22 protein-coding genes are annotated in these 17,101 nt (G+C 58.1%); 9 read left to right on the forward strand and 13 right to left on the reverse strand.

Going from position 1 to position 17,101, the window contains the following annotated elements; translation table 11 throughout:
* The first annotated feature begins 286 nt into the window (after nt 1-286).
* Complete coding sequence (locus BFD71_RS04180; RefSeq protein WP_069262400.1) at nt 287-631, forward strand: cupin domain-containing protein; 345 nt, start codon at nt 287-289, stop codon at nt 629-631.
* A gap of 139 nt (nt 632-770) precedes the next feature.
* On the opposite strand, the gene BFD71_RS04185 is transcribed toward BFD71_RS04180, so the two are convergent.
* The 5 genes from BFD71_RS04185 to BFD71_RS40290 all read right to left on the reverse strand — a co-directional run bounded on the left by BFD71_RS04185 (nt 771) and on the right by BFD71_RS40290 (nt 4,938).
* The gene (locus BFD71_RS04185; protein ID WP_256094482.1) at nt 771-1,034 is read right to left on the reverse strand and encodes an SRPBCC family protein; all 264 of its coding nucleotides are present in this window, start codon (nt 1,032-1,034) and stop codon (nt 771-773) included.
* A 1,004-nt stretch (nt 1,035-2,038) separates the two neighbouring features.
* Nucleotides 2,039-2,692: an isochorismatase family protein gene (locus BFD71_RS04190; RefSeq protein WP_069262037.1), complete on the reverse strand. Its 654-nt coding sequence runs from the start codon at nt 2,690-2,692 to the stop codon at nt 2,039-2,041.
* A 673-nt stretch (nt 2,693-3,365) separates the two neighbouring features.
* Nucleotides 3,366-3,740 (reverse strand): hypothetical protein, encoded by a 375-nt coding sequence (locus BFD71_RS04195; protein ID WP_069262038.1) that lies wholly within the window; start codon nt 3,738-3,740, stop codon nt 3,366-3,368.
* Entirely contained in the window at nt 3,737-4,069 is a 333-nt protein-coding gene (locus tag BFD71_RS42780) for a DNA/RNA non-specific endonuclease (RefSeq protein ID WP_083245045.1), read from the reverse strand. Before BFD71_RS42780 ends, BFD71_RS04195 begins: the two co-directional genes overlap by 4 nt.
* Nucleotides 4,070-4,251: 182 nt before the next feature.
* Nucleotides 4,252-4,938: a hypothetical protein gene (locus BFD71_RS40290; RefSeq protein WP_069262039.1), complete on the reverse strand. Its 687-nt coding sequence runs from the start codon at nt 4,936-4,938 to the stop codon at nt 4,252-4,254.
* A gap of 816 nt (nt 4,939-5,754) precedes the next feature.
* Here BFD71_RS40290 and BFD71_RS04205 point away from each other — a divergent pair.
* Complete coding sequence (locus BFD71_RS04205; RefSeq protein WP_083245048.1) at nt 5,755-6,204, forward strand: DUF805 domain-containing protein; 450 nt, start codon at nt 5,755-5,757, stop codon at nt 6,202-6,204.
* Between the two features lie 328 nt (nt 6,205-6,532).
* Here the strand turns inward: BFD71_RS04205 and BFD71_RS04210 are convergent, their stop codons facing one another.
* Nucleotides 6,533-7,084: a TetR/AcrR family transcriptional regulator gene (locus BFD71_RS04210; protein ID WP_256094483.1), complete on the reverse strand. Its 552-nt coding sequence runs from the start codon at nt 7,082-7,084 to the stop codon at nt 6,533-6,535.
* Nucleotides 7,085-7,274: 190 nt separating this feature from the next.
* Between BFD71_RS04210 and BFD71_RS04215 the strand changes: the two genes are divergently transcribed.
* The gene (locus tag BFD71_RS04215) at nt 7,275-8,027 is read left to right on the forward strand and encodes an SDR family NAD(P)-dependent oxidoreductase (protein ID WP_069262041.1); all 753 of its coding nucleotides are present in this window, start codon (nt 7,275-7,277) and stop codon (nt 8,025-8,027) included.
* A gap of 305 nt (nt 8,028-8,332) precedes the next feature.
* On the opposite strand, the gene BFD71_RS04220 is transcribed toward BFD71_RS04215, so the two are convergent.
* Together BFD71_RS04220 and BFD71_RS04225 are read right to left on the reverse strand one after the other, a co-directional pair.
* Nucleotides 8,333-9,076 (reverse strand): SDR family NAD(P)-dependent oxidoreductase, encoded by a 744-nt coding sequence (locus BFD71_RS04220; protein WP_069262042.1) that lies wholly within the window; start codon nt 9,074-9,076, stop codon nt 8,333-8,335.
* Between the two features lie 12 nt (nt 9,077-9,088).
* On the reverse strand, nt 9,089-9,496 hold the full coding sequence (locus BFD71_RS04225) for a DoxX family protein (protein ID WP_069262043.1): 408 nt from the start codon (nt 9,494-9,496) through the stop codon (nt 9,089-9,091).
* A 96-nt stretch (nt 9,497-9,592) separates the two neighbouring features.
* On the opposite strand from BFD71_RS04225, the gene BFD71_RS04230 reads away from it, so the two are divergent.
* Nucleotides 9,593-9,988: a winged helix-turn-helix transcriptional regulator gene (locus BFD71_RS04230; protein ID WP_069262044.1), complete on the forward strand. Its 396-nt coding sequence runs from the start codon at nt 9,593-9,595 to the stop codon at nt 9,986-9,988.
* Nucleotides 9,989-10,570: 582 nt separating this feature from the next.
* Here the strand turns inward: BFD71_RS04230 and BFD71_RS04235 are convergent.
* Nucleotides 10,571-10,888, reverse strand: coding sequence for a hypothetical protein (locus tag BFD71_RS04235; protein ID WP_069262045.1), 318 nt, complete (start codon nt 10,886-10,888; stop codon nt 10,571-10,573).
* Nucleotides 10,889-10,999: 111 nt separating this feature from the next.
* Nucleotides 11,000-11,128, reverse strand: a complete 129-nt coding sequence (locus BFD71_RS41990; RefSeq protein ID WP_256094484.1) for a hypothetical protein — start codon at nt 11,126-11,128, stop codon at nt 11,000-11,002.
* A 442-nt stretch (nt 11,129-11,570) separates the two neighbouring features.
* On the opposite strand from BFD71_RS41990, the gene BFD71_RS04240 reads away from it, so the two are divergent.
* The gene (locus BFD71_RS04240; RefSeq protein ID WP_069262402.1) at nt 11,571-11,810 is read left to right on the forward strand and encodes a hypothetical protein; all 240 of its coding nucleotides are present in this window, start codon (nt 11,571-11,573) and stop codon (nt 11,808-11,810) included.
* Between the two features lie 316 nt (nt 11,811-12,126).
* Here the strand turns inward: BFD71_RS04240 and BFD71_RS04245 are convergent, their stop codons facing one another.
* Entirely contained in the window at nt 12,127-12,360 is a 234-nt protein-coding gene (locus tag BFD71_RS04245; protein WP_069262046.1) for a hypothetical protein, read from the reverse strand.
* A 135-nt stretch (nt 12,361-12,495) separates the two neighbouring features.
* Complete coding sequence (locus tag BFD71_RS04250; RefSeq protein WP_256094485.1) at nt 12,496-12,840, reverse strand: response regulator; 345 nt, start codon at nt 12,838-12,840, stop codon at nt 12,496-12,498.
* A 203-nt stretch (nt 12,841-13,043) separates the two neighbouring features.
* Between BFD71_RS04250 and BFD71_RS04255 the strand changes: the two genes are divergently transcribed.
* The 4 genes from BFD71_RS04255 to tnpC all read left to right on the forward strand — a co-directional run bounded on the left by BFD71_RS04255 (nt 13,044) and on the right by tnpC (nt 16,624).
* Entirely contained in the window at nt 13,044-14,159 is a 1,116-nt protein-coding gene (locus tag BFD71_RS04255; RefSeq protein ID WP_069262048.1) for a sensor histidine kinase, read from the forward strand.
* 67 nt (nt 14,160-14,226) lie between these two features.
* On the forward strand, nt 14,227-14,658 hold the full coding sequence (gene tnpA, locus BFD71_RS04260; protein ID WP_256094509.1) for an IS66-like element accessory protein TnpA: 432 nt from the start codon (nt 14,227-14,229) through the stop codon (nt 14,656-14,658).
* Nucleotides 14,659-14,681: 23 nt separating this feature from the next.
* Entirely contained in the window at nt 14,682-15,002 is a 321-nt protein-coding gene (gene tnpB, locus BFD71_RS04265) for an IS66 family insertion sequence element accessory protein TnpB (protein WP_368685613.1), read from the forward strand.
* A 29-nt stretch (nt 15,003-15,031) separates the two neighbouring features.
* A complete protein-coding gene (gene tnpC / locus BFD71_RS04270; protein WP_069262050.1) occupies nt 15,032-16,624 on the forward strand; it encodes an IS66 family transposase in 1,593 nt (530 codons plus the stop codon).
* A 39-nt stretch (nt 16,625-16,663) separates the two neighbouring features.
* Here the strand turns inward: tnpC and BFD71_RS04275 are convergent, their stop codons facing one another.
* On the reverse strand, nt 16,664-17,062 hold the full coding sequence (locus BFD71_RS04275; RefSeq protein WP_069262051.1) for a hypothetical protein: 399 nt from the start codon (nt 17,060-17,062) through the stop codon (nt 16,664-16,666).
* Nucleotides 17,063-17,101: the final 39 nt, after the last annotated feature.

Below are 17,101 nucleotides of genomic sequence, written 5' to 3' on the forward strand. Positions count from 1 at the left end.
GAAGTCATGCTATACGAGACATTTGAATCGCGTCAATTGATTATCCGTTGGCGTTTTGTGTTTATCAGAAATTACTAAACAAGTGATTTCATGACGCAACTTCACGTGTTAGTCGCTGCGCATAATCGGTCCAACATGCAGGAGCATGTGTTCACATGCGACGACGACTGAGTTCAGTCGTGTCATATTTTCACGCAACCGCGCATTTTCGCTAAAAGTGCCCGAACGGTGGCAGGAACACTCGATGCGCGGCGTTCTCATCAACCCCAAAGGCAGGAGCGAGAGCATGATTGAACCTACTGACTTTCTGGCCATGACGACTGCACTACGCGACGGTTATCGCAATGAGGTCGTCACGACGGTCAACGATCACGACATTCACGTCAGCGTGATGGAGGTGCCGTACTTCTGGCATTTTCATCCCGACTCCGATGAGACGTTCATCGGAATCGAGGGCGTATTGCTCATTGACTTTGAAGAAGGGACAACGGAGTTGCGCGCGGGTCAGTTGCTGACCATCCCCGCAGGCGTGCGCCACCGCACGCGCCCGGGCGGTGCACGCTCGATCAACTTGACGGTGGAAAGGGCCAATGCCAAGACGATCCGCTGTGACGCACCCCGCGAAGGGTGACTTCATTGCCGTTCGAACGGCGGGGCAATCGATGCCTCAGGCCTGTCCGGCAAATCGAAGTCGCTGGTAGGACTACCAGGTAATACGCAGCAGCAATAATGGGCGCTGCGCTAGCGGCAAACGCCCGCGCCATCGCGCCTCATACGCCCAGAACGTCCTGAAGCCGCTGAATCACCTCCGGCCATCCTTTGCCCATGCCCTGGAAGGCTGCCTTGCCGAGCGGCGAATCGAGGTCGAAGCCCTTGTGCTCGAGTGACAGGCGGGTACCGCTTCCTTCGGGTTCGAGCCGCCAGGTGACCGTCGTGTTCAGCGTGCCGGGTGCGAACGAATAGCACAACAGCCGCTCATGCTCGACGGCGACGACCTCGCAGGGCTGCAGGCCCCACGGTCCCATATCCAGCATGAAGCGATGCCCGACAACCGCGCACATCGCCAGCAGCCCACCATCTGGCGTGAATCGCAGGGTCGGTCAGTGCAGTCCAGACCTTGGCCGGCGAGTGCGGAATGAAGCGAGTGAGCTGGATGAGTCCGGGTTCTGTCATTGCGTGTCCTTGCCGAGTATTTCAGTGAGTGCATCGAGGCGCTGCTCCCAATACTGCTCGAACGGATGCAGCCACTCTGAGTGTGCGGAAAGCCCGCCCCGTGGGCGTTACACCAGCACCATTGCAAATGGGTCAAATAGTGCTTGCGCTGCATCGCAAGAACTCACTATGCGTCCAAGTCAAGTATGGGATGTATCCGATTGGAGCCGGTTTTCGATCTCCGTCATAAACCATTGCGTCCGCAACCAGGTCCCCGACACTCTTCTAAATACCTCCACGCAATCGATTTCACCAGTCAATCGCCAATAACTATTAAAACGACAACAAACTCGATGCGCGCCGTGTGAACTGTTTCACTAGGGAGCAAAGCGCAACGCGAACGTCTCCCGTTCGCACGTTGCTCCCTTGCAGGTGCAGCTCGTATGGACTAACCATCAACAGAGTTCATGAATTCGATTCCCCGAATTCGCTCTCGTTGCTCGCTGCTAAATCTACTTCTTCGCAACCCAGCTGTCCGTATAGCTTCATCGCAGTCACCCAACCGTTGCTCAGACGCCAAGGTGACAAGCCAAGAAATGACCCGTTCAAGATAGGCCGGACGGGATTCAACCAGTTCCACCAAAACGCTCTCAAACGGTCTGTTCCGGCTGGATACTCGACAAAAACCTGCTCTTTCGAGAATGGCCCCTCGAATAGCTCTAATCGGGGGTTCAGTCGATATTAGTCCATGGAACGCCTCGCGAATCTGGTCGGAGTTTGGTTGCTTCAGCCTGACCGCCCCTTTCGTTCGCCCAGGTGACCGGTGGCTGCGATTAAATGTGCCGTCGGAAAGGCCGATGTCAGCAGGGCCAGAACGCTATCGAAACTATTTTTGCGTCATGGCTTTCACGACGTCCTGCGTCGTGACGACGGCATGTGCGAGAAACGCGTAGTTGACCAGCGCGGCTCTATAACCGTCGCCCCAGGTCGGATGGCGGGGCCCAGCTGTGGCATCGGCGACGACGGCTACCTCGAAACCCTGCTCGATCAGATCGCGCAGATGAGCCTCGACACACATGTTGGCCAGCATGCCGCCCAGTACGACTTTCTGCACATTGTGCTTCCGAAGTTGCAGCGTAAGGTCGTTGGTCTGTGGACCGAAAACCTTGTGTGGGCTCACGACGATAGTTTCGCCATCGTCGATGAACGGCTTGAATTCTTCCAGCCAGTCGGCACCCGATTTTTCGAACCCGCTCAGGTTTAGCGCTCCTGTGCGTGCGAACGTTCCCGTCTCGAACTCGCCCGCCTCGAGCGGGCCATTAAATTGCCATCGACGGTCAGTCGGATAGAAGTAATGGGGGGAGATGAAAACACTGAACTTTCCCGCTTTCGCCGCCTTGAAGATTGCCAGCATATTTTCGACGGTCCGGTTTTCCGTCACGCTTGTGCCCAGGACGCCCCAGTTCTTCCCGTTTGGGCTGAGTACGTCGTTTTGTGGATCGGTGAACACCACCGCGGTGTCGGCGGGATCGTAGTTCATAATGCGCACTCCAGTGAACGGATGACGGGACGCGTGCGTCAGAACGGCTTTGTCGGAGCGGAACTTCAACGTTGGGTCAACAACGCCGCCTGAGCAACCACGTCTACGTTTTAGTTCATCGCGCCTATTTTTGCGTTGGAGCCGCAGGTTGAGCGAAGGACGCCGAAAATGACGAGACTCGAGCGTTATGAAACGTCGACGTGGTTTTTTCCAGGGTCACGGCAAGCCGGCGTAGCGAGGTCGCGACGGTCGATAATGGCCGCCGCACATGAACTCAATTTGCGGACCGTCGTCGAAAGGGGCAAATGGCCGAAACGCGGCGAGTTTCTGCCACCTGTCACTGTCGGGCGAGCGTCGCTTCATGGCCGACCGCCGCCGGCCGTGGACGGCTCAGCTCGACCCGGAAGCGACATTCAGATTAATCCTTAGTGGACATTCGGGCGGCAGGCACTCCTATCGCAGGCGGTACGCAAGACTGCAATGTTTGCACTTCGCATCTCGCATGAAGAAGTATGGTTGTTTTATCGCCGGCTGCCGGCATTGAGGACAAAGAAGTGCGCGCAACCGTTTGGCGATAAGGTTCCAAGCGATGACCCAGCCTGTCATGGACAGCCGCGACTATCACGTTGTCCGTACAAAGTTTGCAGCCAATCAGAAGTCGCAAGTCTGTTTTCTAGAGCCCTTCTGGAATGCCAGTTCCGCCATCCAGTTTGCTGATCTCCCATCGATTTTCATCGACATAATCGAATTTGATGTCGTAGTTGAGATTTGCATCAACAACGACCAAGAAAGTGCCCTGATCCTTCCCCAGCGACTCCAGCAACCGTCGCCCTTGATCTCCGATGACACGAAAAGCTTCCTTGTTCCTGCCGGCCTCGACGATCGTGATCGCGTCTGCAGTCGCGTAAGAGCTTTCAACCCGCGATACATAGTCTCGCAGCGAAAATCGCAAGTAAGCTGTCGTCCAGGCTGGTGCGATTTGACGCATAAGCAAAACAACGCTCTTTGCCACATCCAGGACCAATGGAGTTGTCGTGTCATTTGTCATCTATACGCACCTCTGACGTAAGTTTGCCCTGCTGCATTATCAAATTTCTGATTGAAAGATCGCAAAACGTTCCCCGTTGAATCCTTGACAGCATAGTCGACGCTGATTGAAGCAGGCCGTCCGTTCACTGGATCGAAATCGCTTAAAGTGTGTTCAAAATCTACTTGATAACCCCGATTAACGTATCGCGCGCAGTCGTTCTCGAGAGCCTTGTAGGCTGCCATATTAGAGTTGCCACCTTGCGGAAAGAGATTGATTTCACCCTGCTCGGGCAAGAATCTGTAGCCGACAAGGTGGCCGCCTTGATCACCGGGAACACCGATATTCACGGTTCGTGGGTAAGATCAGGTCCGGCCTGCTGGCGAACGTCATGGCCGCCGCCGTCCCGTCGGCGAATGCGCCAAACCGACCCGGAGGGGACAGTCGCGCCACCCGCAAGCGGACGTTAAACGCGTGTTCATCGGCACTGTCGTTCCCCGTTGCGCGGGAAACATTTCTATCCCGGCCGCGATCATGCTACGGAGGTGGCTTTAATGAGCAACTCGCCGAGCCGTCTTGAAACCGGGTCTTCCGGCGAATGCCGTACTAGAAAGCGGTCCAGTTCTCGACGTGCGCCAACTGCGTCGCCTGTCTTCGCGAGCACAAATGCGAGCGCGATCGGATGCTGAACATAGTTGTAGAAACCCAAGCCTCCATTCGACAGATAGTCTCGCAGCCATTCGAACGCCGGGACGACGTCCTCTACCGAATTGACCCGTCGCCAAAATTCATCTGCTCGCACGATCGCGGTTTTCACAACCGGTGCCGATTTTTGAGCGACCATCTGCTCTCCGCGAATCAGGCTTAGATCTAAGGCCCTGTCGCGCGCATCGACAGTGAGATCAAACATTGCAGATTTATTGGTTCGGTGCCATCGAACAGAACTACCCGATACGTGCGGAACAAAGTCAAAGGACAGACCCCAGCTAGGCGCTATTACACCGCCCTTCCATGCCGGGAATGCAAATATTTGCCGAATGGGCGACCCGTCGCATCGTACCCACTTTAGCGGCGCTACCGTCTCGAATCCTCGCCCGTCCAATGCCGCATCGACAACAGGAGAGATAATGCGATGCGCAGCTTCTAAGGTCACCATGTCGAACGCTTCGGCCTTTTGAGTATCTTGCCGAATGTGCGTGATCCACTTGCTGATGCTCATCTTCACAACACCATGTCAGGAGAGGAAAACCGTCGCCATCGGTCGGAGTTGACAGGGCGTGGCCGTCGTTTGGCGCTTACAATTGTCGACGATCCAGACCGCGCTGTCGAACGGTCGCTTGTGGGCCGCACTGCGTCCCAACCGGGCACGCCTCTCGTCCCCGGTCCTCATCTTATGCAACAGGCATAACCGACCCTGAAGCGACCTTCGCGCTACCCGAAAGCAGCCATTGGGGGTGGTATCGTCGGTTCTCCACACTTCTAGACCACCTGCATCATGGCCAAGTCTGACCTCATAGGGGCTGCGATTGAGTTCGCGGATTGGGAAAAGCCATGGACATTTTATTCGGCTGTATTGAACCACCTCTCGCTAGAATCCGATGACAGGGCCGCTTTAGAGCATGTCTGGGCCGAAGCGTGTCGCCCCGAATACTGGCGAGACGTCGACATCTCCAAGTGCTGCGATGCGTGCGATCGCGGACTTAGGAACGGATTTTCATGGTTGCCTCACGATGCGCGCGCGCAGTTCGTGCGAGCAGCATCCTTCCAGTGGAAATGACGCCCGCGACCCCCGGGTAGGTCGCCCTTTTTTGTTGGCAATTCCAGTATCAGCCTCGAATGCCCGTAACTGACTGTGGATTCAACCTGCCGGCGCCCTCGGACGAGTACGATGATGATCGTCGCCAGTGCGCATCTCATGCAACAGGCATGGAGCACCCCGGGGCAAACCTATAGATTTCCGAAAGCCAGCCGATATTCCGGGTGGCGCTGAGTGCACACGTGCTCTGCGAATCTCCAATAATTGACGTTAGACCAAATGAACCGTCGTCTCGGCGCTGGTAGCTATCTTCTGTGCATGTCGCTCAGTGTCATCGTGTGGTCGCTGCTTACCGCGCTCGCGTGCACCGAATTCGCCGCCAAAGGGCGCGTCGGACTTAGTGAACTGAACTTCTTTGTCTCTGCGCTGGGTGTAGCGATGGGCAGTGTTTTTTACAGCGCATCGGCAAGGCGTCTGATGGACCTTAACTTTCCAGGCTGGACTGTCAAGGTACTTGCGTTCCCGATCATCGGTGTCGTCGTACTCCCTCTACTGTGCTTCTTGTCGGGGCAGCGCTGGACAAACGATTTTGGTCCAGCTCGCCCCCCTTCCAGTTTTCTCAAGATTGCATCGGCACTAATACTGTTACTCGTCGCAATTCCGGTATGCCGTTGGGCTCTTCTTGCCTACTTTCAAACTCGCTTGCTGCTCCTTAATGGCGGCAACTGATCCGCCGTCGAATAGATTCAAACGGAAAATCGCTGCATGTTACGGAAGCGACGAGTCAAAGGTGAAAATTGGGTATGAAGCTTACGGATTGTCGACAATCTTGGGCAAGATGTTGAGCGGCCGATTCTGGCCGACTTTACTCATTCAAAGAAGCCGCTCGAAAGCTGCCATTGAAGATTTTAGCGGGAGCTCCGCCGAACCTTCATCGAGCTAGTGCTCTCGGGGCCAGGAAGAGTCGTTCGCCACGACACTAGCTCTGGCATTCGGACGTCACTTCGTAATCGAAAGCGGCCATATGCCTTCCTCGGACGTTCCTTCGCTCGCAGCCTCACTTCAGTAGTGCTTTGGAAGTCTGTGGGCCGGCGCCATAGCGCAATCCGTCGAGAAACAGGGTCACCAGCCTCCGTGGGTCTGGTGGCTCGGGACATTCAAACGGGGCGCACAGGGCGCCCACCGCGCACAGGAGCTCGTCCGGTTGGACACCTTTACGAATTTCGCCCGCAGCTATCGCAGCGTCAAGGAGACCCTGAACTATCGGGCGGAGCCGTTGGAGGAAATAAACAGGCAAAGCCTTGAAGGCGGGATCGCCTGAATTTAGGGCGGCAGCAAGACCGCGTCTCCTTGTCACGAATTCCACGTAGTGCTCGACCCATCCGACTAACGCCTCGCCGGCACCTAGCGTGGCAGCAAATTCAACACCAGCATCAGCGCATGCGTCCACTTCGCTGCACAACGCGGCCACGACAAGGTCGGAACGTTGCGGGAAGTGGCGATAGATCGTGCCGATGCCCACCCCAGCCTTTTGCGCAATCTCGCGCACCGGAGCATCGATTCCCGAGGATTCGAAAACAGCCAGCGCCGTTCGGAGGAGCGTTTCCATGTTCCGTCGCGCGTCTGCGCGTATGGGGCGCGGTGCACTTTCGTTTGCGGACTTGTTCGTCTTACTACTCAACTCATTTTCCTCTTGATAAGCGGAACAAGGTTCCGTATAGTCAGAACCGGAGCGACGTTCCACTTGCATTCTAACGTGAGCGAATCGCGCTCGCCCATCATTTTCGAACGGAGCAAACATGCACAGCACACCCGTCGCGCTCGTTACCGGCGCAAACAAAGGAATTGGCCTTCAGATCGCCAAGGACCTTGCCATCAAAGGCTTCAAGGTACTCATCGGTGCACGCAAGCTGGACCTGGGCGTGGCGGCCGCGAAAAGCGTTGGTGCAGACGCCCAGCCAATCCAGCTCGATGTGACGGATCAGGCGTCGATTGCCGCCGCGGCGAGGCAGATCGAGGACACGTTGGGACGTCTCGATGTGCTGGTCAACAACGCGGGGATCTCACGTCCTATCAAACCGGGGACGCCTATCGAAGAAATGCAGGACGCGGACAAAGTCAGCCGTGTATCGGTTGACGACATGCGTTTCGTGTTCGAAACAAACGTGTTTGGCGTTGTCGCCGTTACGCAGGCTCTGCTACCGCTTCTTCGAAAAGCATCGGCCGGCCGCATCGTCAATGTTTCAAGCGCGGGTGGCTCCCTCACGCTCAAGGACAACCCGTCGGATTACTCGCGACTGTATGTGGGGGTTTATCAGACCTCTAAGACCGCACTCAATGCGGTGACGCAGGCATTCGCCATTGAGCTGGAGGGAACCAGCATCAAGGTCAATGCAGTCTGTCCGGGGCTTACTGCAACTGATTTGAGCAACTATGCCCCCGGAGCTGGACCGGTTGAGGATGCGGCACGAGAACCGGTCCGCCTGGCGCTTCTTGATGCAAACGGGCCGACTGGCAGTTTCTCGAACGCCGCGGGTCCGCTTCCCTGGTGAGATGGTCGGTGAAACAGCACCGGGATAGTTGAGCAACGATTTTTTTCGAGCGCCGGAAACCTCCGCCGCTTCCTTGTTATGGCAGCGCGAGTCTCGAAAGCATGTCTCCACGGGGGCAGAGGGTTGCCCCGATTGCGCGGCGGCTGCCGCAGCGCCGTCGGGCTCTGCTCGGCCATCAAGCGCTATCCGCTACCACAGTTAGCCAGACAGCCGGAAGTCCGCCTTCCTCCCGCAAGCGGCCGCTCGCGGCTCTGCGAAAGCCACCGGGAAGCGCTGCCCATGGTGGCGCCTGCCGTTCTCGCCACTCAGCGTGCGCTGTCGATAATTGAGCCGCCATCGGGGGTGAGGCTGTAGCCCGTGAGGAACTGCGCATCCTTGCTCGCCAAGAACAGCACGACGGGAGCGATGTCTTCCTCTGGCGTTCCGAATCGACCGAGCGGGTTGGTCGGCGGAGGGACGTTCGCATCCTTGCTCCAGGTCTCTGCCAACGGCAGGACGTTGTTGACAGTGATCTTATCGGCGGCCCATTCGCGCGCCGCGGTTCTCGTAAGGGCACGCACTGCCTCTTTAGCCATATTGTAGGGACCGTAACCGACCAAACCCATGACACCGGCCATCGAGCCGAAGTTGATGACGCGCCCCTCACCTCTGGCCTTGAGGTGAGGGTAGACCGCCTGCATCATTCTCAGGTACGCAATGGGTCCGAGCTCAAAGTTGCGCTGCAACTGCTCCACTGAGAGGTCAATAATGGACGAGAACGGAGCCGATGGATCGAATGCATTGTTGACGAGGATGTCGATTCCGCCGTAGGTCCCGACTACCTTATCCACAGCCATCCCGATTTGATCAGCATCGCTGATATCACAAGGCACACCAAACGCCGAACCGCCGGTGGCGCTGATGTCGGCAACGACAGCATCCACGTTCGCGGGTGTGAGAGAAAGAACGGCGACCTTTGCTCCCTCCGCCGCGAACAGCTTGGCGGTGGCTCGGCCGATACCCCGACCAGCGCCAGTGACGATTGCAACTTTCCCGTTGAGTCGGGCCATGACCTTCTCCTTTCAGCTGACGGTTGCTTTCTGCGTCGCCGCGATCAAGCCATAGGGCGACGGAGCATCGCGGACGGTATTTTGCGTGGTGAATGAAGCAATCAGAAGCACGAGGCCCACCACTGCTGGTAGCGCACCGTTGGGCTTGCGAACACCAATGTGTGCAATTGCAGAAAGCAGCAGGTGATAGAAGATGCCGACGTAAGCGAGATCGCTCAGCGGCACGCTGACGCGCGCCAGAATGGCGATCACCGCCAGCAACTTCACAACGATGAGGATCGATACCAGATACGTGGGATAGCCAAACTCGGCAAGGTTCTTGCGAACCCAATCCCTTTTGACTATGTAGAGCGTCGCGGACGCGAGATACAGCAGCGACAGCAACGCCGTGCTGATCCAGTATGCGTAGTTTGCAGCCATTCTGCGGGGTTCCTTGAGTTAGTCGGTTATCGACTTGACTCAAGAATGTCGTCTAATATGAAAGCCCGCAAGTAGGATGATTTAGCGCCTCTTAGTATGGAAAAGATGACTAATGCAACCGATGAAGTCAACATGCACGACGAAATGCGGCGCGCATTTGCGCTGCTTTCGGGCAAGTGGAAGCTGGAGATTATGTGGCTGCTCAATCAGCGGGTATATCGCTTCGGAGAGTTACGAAAGGCGATTCCCGGCATCACTCAGCACATGCTGACGGCTCAACTGCGCGAGCTGGAGGCTGATGGCTTGGTGTCTCGCACGGTGTTCGCAGAAGTGCCGCCGCGTGTCGAATACGAAATCACGCCGAAGGCACGTGGATTGGGTCCGACAATGGAGGCTCTAACGGCGTGGTGGTGCGAGTATGGGAGAAGCGTACCAGTCAAGCCAACGGCGCGCGGACGTAAAGCCAAGGCAGATAGGTCGAAGTCGGTGTGACGCCGGTCGTGCCCTCGCGGGTCTCCCCCGTAAATTCAAGAGCGGCGGCGAGGTCACGCTCGCTACGCCAACGTCCGTTGCCTGTAAGAACGGCCATTGCTATGACGCCCGGCCCGAATGGCTCCGATGGGTCGAGTTGTGCGGTTTGCATGAAGCGCGCATCCGATACGATCGTCGCACTCTGCCGTCGGGCGCTAGCCGGCCAGTAGGCGTCACTCGCAACCATTGTTAGGCGGACGTGTGGATGTCGGCTTCGCGTCCGACAACCGCCATTGACCGCGAGGATGAAAGCTTGCTTCGGCGGGCGCGACCCGAACGGCAGGCAATGGCGAGGGCCGGGACAGCTTCTGAGTCCCGTAACCGATCTGCTCAACGGGGCGCGTCACGGAAACAATTGAAAAGGTCCTGGCCGCCACAGCCGTAAGATCTGCCTCTGCACTTGCTTATCCCGAGAACCACACGCCATGCCGGCCCACATCATTGCTGCGGCTGCGGTTGGAAAGGCTGAGTGCCATGTGTCGTCCTTCGCTCAACGCCTTTGATGGACCGATTTAACCGCTCAACCTGCGCGGAGCGCTCCCTCTAGTGCCGATCGCCTTTCATGCTTTCGGCTTCCATCGCGGCATGCAATTCCTCATACGCCTCAATTGGTTCCATGTCCTGATCGACGAACGCGGCTGCGCGCTCTGCGGCGGTCGACGCGTCGCCCGAGATATCGCTCTGGCTGTCGTCGTCGGTACTTGGCGGCAGCAGCATGTCCTCAAGCATCCCGCGCAGTTCGGGAGTATTCCATGGCTTGCCCAGCTTGGCCTTCCTGTTCACGTAATGACGGATTTCCGAATCTTGCTCGGCCGTGAGCGGAAGCCCGCGAAAAGTGGGGTCTGCGTTGTGATGGATCATGATGCGCCTCCCGAAGCGGTTTGCGCTTTCAACGCGCAGATGTCAGCGTTGAACGTTACAAGTTACGTGTGTCCACTGGACCACCTGTCCGCGGCCCAGCGATTACGTCCTTTACTTGGCGACAACTTCGTTCGCAGCCGGCGAATGAACCGTGCTGAACGGCTTTGCCGGCACTGACGGCTTCCTGGGCTGCTTGGGCTTTTTCGCTTCGCGAGTGCTGCGTAATTGACTCTTGGCCATGGTATTGCTCCTGGTGCGTTACGTGACAAGTTGGCATTCCCAGCATACGCGCCTAGCTTGGTCCCGGCGTGAAAATCAACTGATGTGGAGTGTCGCCACGCGGAAAGCTGACAGAGTTGGCCGGTTGGGAGTGGCAGCTACAGGAGAAATGTGAAATTCCCTTTCGGGTCGCGCGCTGCCGATGGGTCCCTCGTGAGGCGTGGAAAGCATACGCTCATTGCCAAGGCAGTAACGGCCACTTGCGGAGGTTCGGCACATTCGCGTCGATCACCGACAATCGGGGCGCATTGATTGACCATATTGGTAGTTGCGGTCCTGAACGTCCCGATAAGCAGATTTTGACGAGCGTATGGTGGCGCATGCGTGACTACCTAGCCCAATAGTTGCATAAGCCGTCCAATGGTGACTCATGTTAGGCTCCGATGACGAAAGGGAGGCTTTCATGCACCGAACGATCGCGTACCGCGGCTTCGAGATTCAGGTCGAACTGACTCCGGCTGCTGATGAGGACACCTTTGACGTGACCTTTCAGATAAAAGGCGCCACAAACCTCGAAGTGCTCGGCGCGCGGGGAGGCCGCATCCCGTTGCGCAATGGCCCTTTTACTGAGCGATGGGCCTATCTGGTAGCCGAAATCGCCGGTCAAGCTGCAATCGACGTGTTACTCGGTCCCGTGGACTGATTCCATATTTGTTTCCCGACCCAATGCACTCAGCGCTCGTGATGTTGATGTTGAGTACGGTCATTAGTCGAGCATCAGGTCCGTAAGCAGCAAAAGCGGTTGTCAGGAGCACAGCGAGACACCGATGATACTCAGCGGGCGATTCATGCATCGTTTCATTTTATGTGCGCCGCTGTCCGTGTAGACCGGATTCAGACAGAGCTATTCCTGGGCCCCGTCTTGCGCATCAGCACCGAATATCGACTCGATAGTCTCCAGCAGTTTGACGCATGCGCCGCGAATTGGCCATTCGAGAACGCCTCGTTCTCAGTAAGCGCTAGTAATCGGCTGGCGTCTCCACCAGTTTCCCGATCAGGCGCAGAAGTTCGCTATGCTCCGGCCCTTCGCCATCTCGAACAAGGAAGTCGCCAATTGAGATGTCTGACGGCCGGCCACCTGACGAGAGGTTGGGCTCATGTCGGACGAAAACCCGGCCAGAATCGTATTCGTGGACGAGCGACCAACGGTCACCGTTCGCGCTCCGGTAAAGCTCTCGCGCCTTTTGAGTCATGGCCCTCTCCTGTTCGCGGCTAAGCATACGGCAGCCGGGACGTCGCTGACAGGGTGTCAACGTGGTTTTATACAAAGGTGTCAGAAGTTCTCCCTGGCATACCCGGTGGCCGACGATTACAAGGTCGACACCGGTCTAGTGAGCGAGCGTCTCAAGCAGGCGCAACAGAGGGCCTGGCGCGGCGCCTTTCTGGCAGTATGCATCGAAGCCCGCACCGACGCCCGACCGACGCGTGGTAGGTTCGTCCAAGGCAGTAAAAGCTACAATGATCGTTTGCCGCGTCAGATCTTCCGCGCGCAGGCGTCGCGCAACCGCGTACCCGTCCATCTCAGGCATGTTGATGTCCAACAACGCAATCTGGGGGATCCACGACCTGACGGTTTCCAGTGCGGCCAGACCATCAAGCACAAATCGAACCTCGTATCCTGCCTCCGTGAGCGAGGCGGAAACGGCCTCGGCACCGGGACCGTAATCATCCACGACCAGAACGCGACGCACGCAGTCGTCGGGGGGGGGGGGAGGTTGCGCACTGTCCAGCGCGCGGTTTCAAGTTGCGAAGGCATTCAAAGCGGGCATGGTTGATGCATTGAGCTCAATAGGGTCGACAACGTGACCATTGAGCTGGCCGCGTCGCCTCTAATGCCATAGAGGAAATAGCAACTCGCGTACCCAATGGAGGTCAAATGAGCCTGGCGGACTTCATTGAAACCGATCTGGAGGGACTGATAGACGACTGGGCCACATACGCCCTTGCGATCAGCCATGAGGGCACTCACCTGTCCGAGAGCCAGTTACGTGATTCAGCCGCCCAAATCCTGGCAGGCATTGCGGCCGATATGCGCAGCATGCAAAGTGCGGCGCAGCAGGAAGCCAAGTCGCGTCATAGTGGAGGCAGCTCGGAATCCGGGTTCGATCAAGTGGCTTATCTGCACGCGGAAGAGCGCCTTGCACACGGATTCGGGATCAACGACGTGGTGGCGGAGTTCCGTGCGCTGCGCGCCACAGTGCTGCGCCGCTGGCAGATAAATTCGCCCGGCGGTGCCGAGGCTTTTCAGGAAATGATCCGGTTCAATGAGGCCATTGATCAGATGCTCAGCGAATCGGTACGGCGGTATGCGCAACAGACGAGGCGCATTGGGGACCTTTTTGCCGGCGTGCTTGCACACGACCTGCGCTCACCCCTTGGCGCGATCCTGAACTCAGCGCAACTTCTGCTGCATGACAACGAATTGTCTCCAACCAGTCTGAGAGCTGCGGCGAACGTACAACGCAGCTCAATGCGCATGAAAGAGATGATTGACGACCTTCTCGTTTTCACACGCGGCAGGCTGGGTGGCATGTTGCCGGTCAGTATCTCTCCACAGGATATGGGGCGCATCTGCAGCGATGCGGTGGATGAGGTGCGCGCCTCCTACCCCAACGCAGTCATTCGGCCGCGTTTCGCAGGCGACCTGCGAGGCACGTGGGATGGAACCCGTATCGGGCAACTGGTCGTCAACCTGCTGGTGAACGGCGTGCGCTATGGATCGGGCGAGGTGGCCGTCGAAGCTGCCGGTCACGATGGACACGTGACTGTCGTTGTCTCGAACGAAGGCAATCCGATACCGGAAAGCGCCCTGCCTACGCTGTTTGATCCGATGACAAGGGCGAGCCTTCACAATCGGGAGGGGACTGCTGCAGGCATGGGCCTTGGCCTCTACATCTGCAGGCGCATTGCCACAGCGCATGACGGAACTATCGGTGTTGAATCGACCGAGCACGGGACAAGCTTCACCGTCTGTATCCCGAGGTCGCCGTAAGCGTTGCTTGAGCACCGTCTAGACCGATGGCGCCAAAGTGGACAAAGTAGGCCCCACCAAACGAGTGGTGGAGACTACTTTGTCACCTGAGATAGCGACAGCGGCAAGACGGACGCGTAAAGGCACCCCCAACCACCCCATTGGGTTTCGGCGAGAACTCGCAAAGCTGGCATGTGAACCGGGTGTCTCGGTCGCACGACTCGCTCTGGAACACGGGCTCAATACGAATCTTTTGTTCAAATGGCGCCGAGCCTATCAGGCTGGGCAGTATGAGCCGCCGACACTGTTGCCGGTTGAAGTGACTCACGAGGAACGCACGATTGAGAGCGCGGCGGCTGCATTGCCCGTTCAGTCGCAGAACAAGGCGCAGCCGGTCGTCGCGGGAGTGATTGAGATTTGCGTCGGCATCGCACGCGTGCGTATCGAGGGCACGCCCGACGCAGCCACGCTGCGTGTCGTGTTACGTACGTTGCGTGCCGCTGCCGAGGCCGAGACGTGATTGGTCTTCCAGTCGGTACGCGTGTGTGGCTGGCTGCCGGCGTGACCGACATGCGGGCCGGATTCAACAGTCTCGCCGCCAAGGTGCAGACGGTGCTTGAACGCGATCCATTCTGCGGACACCTCTTCGTGTTTCGCGGCAAACGTGGCGACCTGCTTAAGGTGCTGTGGTGGAGCGGCGATGGCATGTGCCTGCTGATGAAGCGACTCGAGAAGGGGCGCTTCGTATGGCCTCAAGCCGATGGTGGCGTCATTTGCCTGAGCCCGGCACAACTATCAATGCTGCTGGAAGGCATCGACTGGCGGCAACCGGCGAGAACGGCTCGACCGACCTCAGCGTTGTAAACGTCGCTGCCGGCGCGTAAACTGCCTGCATGACGCGCGCGAGCCCACTTCCCGACGATGTCGAAACGCTGAAGGCCATGCTGCTCAGCCAGGAGGCGGCGCTGCGCGAGCGCGACGCGCAAATGCTCAAGCTTCAAGAACTGGTCGACTCGCAACAAGCCGCGCTGGCTTCGCGCGTCGCCGAAGTCGAACACCTGAAGCTGCTCATTGCCAAGCTGCGCCGTATGCAGTTCGGTCGCAAGTCGGAGAAACTGGACCATCAGATCGAGCAACTCGAGCTGCGCCTCGAAGAGCTTGAGGCCGACGAAGGCGCGGCGCCGGTCGAAATCCAGAAGACGCCGCGCACCGCTGTGGAACAGGCGCCGCGCAAGCCACTGCCTGAACATCTGCCGCGCGAGATCCGGACGCACTTGCCCGAATCTGCAGGGAGGTGCGCGGAGTGTGGCAGCGAGATGAAGCCGCTGGGCGAAGACGTCGCCGAACAGCTTGAGTACGTGCCGGCCAGCTTCCGGGTCATCCGTCATGTGCGCCCGAAGTTTGCGTGCGTGTGTTGCGACCACATCGCTCAGGCGCCTGCACCGAGTCGTCCCATCGAACGCGGTCTCGCCGGCCCAGGGCTGCTGGCACACGTGCTCGTCTCGAAGTTCGCAGACCACGTGCCGCTTTACCGGCAGTCGGTCATGTACGCGAGAGAAGGCGTCGAGCTTGATCGCTCGCTGCTTGCGAAGTGGGTCGGTCACGCGGCGACGTTGCTGCAGCCGCTCGTTGAAACACTGCGTCGTCACGTGATGTCAGCGACGAAACTGCACGCCGACGACACGCCGGTTCCAGTGCTTGCACCGGGGAACGGCAAGACGAAGACCGGTCGCCTGTGGGTGTACGTGCGCGATGATCGTGCATCGGCCGACGTGACGCCGCCGGCGGTGTGGTTCGCCTATACGCCGGATCGCAAGGGCATCCATCCACAGCAGCACCTCGAGTCGTTCAACGGTACGCTGCAAGCCGACGCGTACGGTGGCTACCAGGCCATCTACGAAACCAGGCGCGTCAGGGAGGCGGCTTGCTGGGCGCACGCTCGACGACAGTTCTATGAACTACACGCAGCGCGCCCCAATGCGTTGAACACTGAAGCGCTCGAGCGTATTGGCGCGCTATACAGGATCGAGGAAACGATCCGGGGCAAACCGCCCGACGAGCGCCGTGCGCATCGACAGGAGTACGCGCGGCCGCTACTCGATCAATTCCATGCGTGGCTCACAACGACGCTGGAGGCGCTTTCGCGCAAATCGGACACGAGTCGGGCGATCCTCTATGCGCTGAACCGGTGGGAAGCGCTCACACGCTATTGCGATGACGGGCAATTGGAGATCGACAATCTACCCGTCGAACGCGCGCTGCGCGGAGTAGCCATCGGTCGCCGCAACTATCTGTTTGCCGGTGCAGACTCCGGCGGCGAGCGTGCCGCCGCAATCTACAGCCTCGTTGGCAGCGCAAAACTCAACGGCATCGATCCTGAAGCATATCTGCGTTACGTGCTCGCACGCATCGCCGACCATGCAATCAACCGCATCGACGAACTCGCACCATGGGTCGTCGCCGGTCAGATCCGCACCGCAGTCTGAAGATCACGACCTCCAGTCAAGATGTTGCTGATGCCACGCTTACACCTTGCCAATATAGTCAGCGTGAACCTGGCGCAACTTCGACTCAGGCCCATGAAGATATTCGACGTGCTCCCAAAGTACAGACAGCGCACGTTGCAACGCTAACGGTCCTTCCTTCTCAATGTGATCAAGGAAGAAGCGCCAACCATCCGATGCAATCGTTGATCTCACCTTCGGTGCGCCGTGCTTCATCGAGAGATAATTGCCGATGTAGCCAAGGGCAACGCGGTCGCCAAGGTCATAGCGTGCCGTCAGAATCTGTTCAGCTTCTGGCTGGGTTAGCGCCCCCTGCGAGATCTGTTGTGCAAGTGCATAGGCGTCAGCGTAGGTCTCGGGGACAACTGGCCTCGGCGTCCGCCGTTGTCGCTTTGGAGTCTCTTCTTTTGTTTCAGCCATTCCATTCTTCCAGTGAGGTGAGCGTCAAACGCGGCGTAG

The sequence above is a fragment of the Paraburkholderia nodosa genome, assembly GCF_001718195.1.
Taxonomy (GTDB): domain Bacteria; phylum Pseudomonadota; class Gammaproteobacteria; order Burkholderiales; family Burkholderiaceae; genus Paraburkholderia; species Paraburkholderia nodosa_A.